The sequence below is a fragment of the Bacillus sp. JJ1127 genome (assembly GCF_036965845.1).
Classification (GTDB): domain Bacteria; phylum Bacillota; class Bacilli; order Bacillales; family Bacillaceae_G; genus Bacillus_A.
The window spans coordinates 300-2,596 of record NZ_JBALQK010000317.1; the positions used below are offsets into that span (position 1 = coordinate 300).

The 2,297-nt window shown below is 32.6% G+C and carries 3 protein-coding genes; 1 reads left to right on the plus strand and 2 read right to left on the minus strand.

Annotated elements, in window-relative coordinates; genetic code table 11:
- On the plus strand, nt 1–282 hold a 282-nt coding region (locus V7183_RS23530; protein ID WP_335361016.1), incomplete at its 5' end, for a hypothetical protein.
- A 797-nt stretch (nt 283–1,079) separates the two neighbouring features.
- On the opposite strand, the gene V7183_RS23535 is transcribed toward V7183_RS23530, so the two are convergent.
- Both V7183_RS23535 and V7183_RS23540 read right to left on the minus strand, forming a co-directional pair.
- Nucleotides 1,080–1,355, minus strand: a complete 276-nt coding sequence (locus tag V7183_RS23535; RefSeq protein WP_335361017.1) for a hypothetical protein — start codon at nt 1,353–1,355, stop codon at nt 1,080–1,082.
- A 17-nt stretch (nt 1,356–1,372) separates the two neighbouring features.
- Nucleotides 1,373–1,957 carry a tyrosine-type recombinase/integrase gene (locus V7183_RS23540; RefSeq protein WP_335361018.1) on the minus strand — a complete coding sequence of 195 codons (585 nt, stop codon included), beginning with the start codon at nt 1,955–1,957 and terminating at the stop codon, nt 1,373–1,375.
- Nucleotides 1,958–2,297: the final 340 nt, after the last annotated feature.

A 2,297-nucleotide genomic window follows, 5' to 3' on the forward strand; every position in this document is an offset into this window, starting at 1 on the left:
AGGGATATTTCAAAATTGCCTGTTTATGAAGAAGTCGTAGCTAATGCAGATATGGAAAAGTTAATTGCATATATAGAAAGTTTTTTTAAATGTAAGGATTATTTGGTTATAAAATTTATCATAAATTCAAAAATTGTTTTCTTTGTCCATAGAGATGGGCTCTTTGTAATGAAGCCTGAAGTTTATCTGAAAGATGAAGATTGGGAACAGGTTAAAGAGCTAAGGGAAGATGTTGTGAAAAGAGAGGAAATAGAAATGCAAAAAAAGGAGCAGCAAGTATAGATTTAAACACTTATAACATATGATTTTTCTATCGATTAAAAGATATTTAAGCAAAGTTAAAAAATAGCCTTGATTCTGAGAGCTGATGTGTTTGAAGGGGCAGAAAAGATCGTATATATTATAAATTTGTAAAGTATCCCCCTGTATATATATTTGCTTAATGTATTAATCGTTAGATTATAAAAGTTATACACACATATATAGTTATTATTATTTCTATAGATTTAACAGACACAGTAATAGTTCAACAAGGAATCACCTATGTCCCCATGATGTAGGGAATTCCTTATATTTTTAGAAGTGGAGGCAAGCCCCAGCAAAGATAACAATCATTCGTGGAAGGATCAGGAATTTCAGTGATAAGTATATTGTCCATTTTTAGGAATTGTAAAATTTTTATATATTAAATATTGCCATTTACTATTCATTATAAGCAAATCTGAGTGATTTGAGTGGCATATGAGGATATAATGTTGGGATAAAATTGGACTTTTATTTAAAGGTATTTAGAGGACTTCAGAAATGAGGAAAAGAGTCAATGTTACATTCGATGGATTGGCTAGGTGGTCGAGTGCCAATGTACCTGCTATATATGCATATTGTTCGCACAATAGTTGTCATCAAACATATACACTTGTTTGATTGTAGGTGTATGGCTAGGTGGCCTAGGTAGGTGAAAAGTTGGGAGGATCTGTGCGTATAGATAGCTTATTGTCTATGTGCTGTAGCTATATATGCGTTTGCTTGCGTGTTTTGTTGTATGTGTGTGTGCAAGTGTAGAGAGCATGTCATCTCTGTTAGTTTTTGTCTGGTCTACGTGTAACACCTGCAAAGAAGGGGGGGGGAAGATGTTCAGGTATTACGTTCTCTATCTCACCGAATGAGAAGAATGTTTCTTCGGTTTGTTTATCTATCAAACATGTGAAGCCCTTGTTTTCCACTCGTGTTACAGTACTAGGGTAAAAGAGTTCTTCTTCCTCATGATCAGTGCAGATATATTGAACGAAAACTGTTACATAGTCGTTTGGCTTATACTTGAATAATCCTTTATCATGACTATATTGTACGTTCACGTTTCATTTCTTCTTTTTTAGAGTTTAAATGTATCGAGTACGTTGTCTTTTTCTTCTTTGCTGATGCCTATATATCTTAATGTTACTTGTGGTTTGCTATGGTTTAGTATCTCTTGTAGCAGTGCAACATCTTTAGTCTGCTTGTACATCCAGTAGCCAAAGGTTTTACGCATAGTGTGAGTGCCAATGGCTTCAACACCTGCAAAGTCTGCAGCTTTGTTTAGCTGTCTATACGCTTGTATCTTGCTTATTGGCTTGTCACCTTTGCGAGAAGGGAATAGCCATTCACTATTGATTATTTGAGTGTAAGTATAGACTTCATCAAATATAGAAGTTAGGTTGATGTCTCGTTCTTTCTTTGTTTTACCTTCTTTCACCTTGAATTCTTTTCTCTTTTTCTTCTTTAAGTTCGTGATCTGTTCTGTTTTTAGTTGTAATAGGTCACTTACACGTAAACCTGTATTGATTCCAATTAAAAATAAAATGTAATCTCGTTCGCTGCAATGGCGTTTTAATGACCATTTCATATCTTCAAGTTGTTCTAAATCTCGAATCGGTTGTACATCGATGATATGTATTTTCTTTTCTTTTTCCTCTTTCATTTTCATAATCCCTCTTACCCCTTTTATTATCAATGTTTTGAATGTAAACTTTTTTTGTTGGTTTAATAATATCATCGGCATTTAAGGGAAGTCAATAAAATAGGTTATTTGAAAGTAAACTAATTACAAAAAGTTTACTTTCGTTGGGAAGATGGATCTTTGTGGAGATCTTTTTTATTTTTAGCATTTTGATGGTAAAATATTTGGATAGATAAGAAAAATATGGTAAGTGGGTGTTTTTATGAAAATAAAATGGGTGGAAATTAGTAATTTTAGATCAATTAAAAATTCAAAAAGGTTTTATTTGAATTCTGAATTTAATATTTTAGCAGGTAAAAAT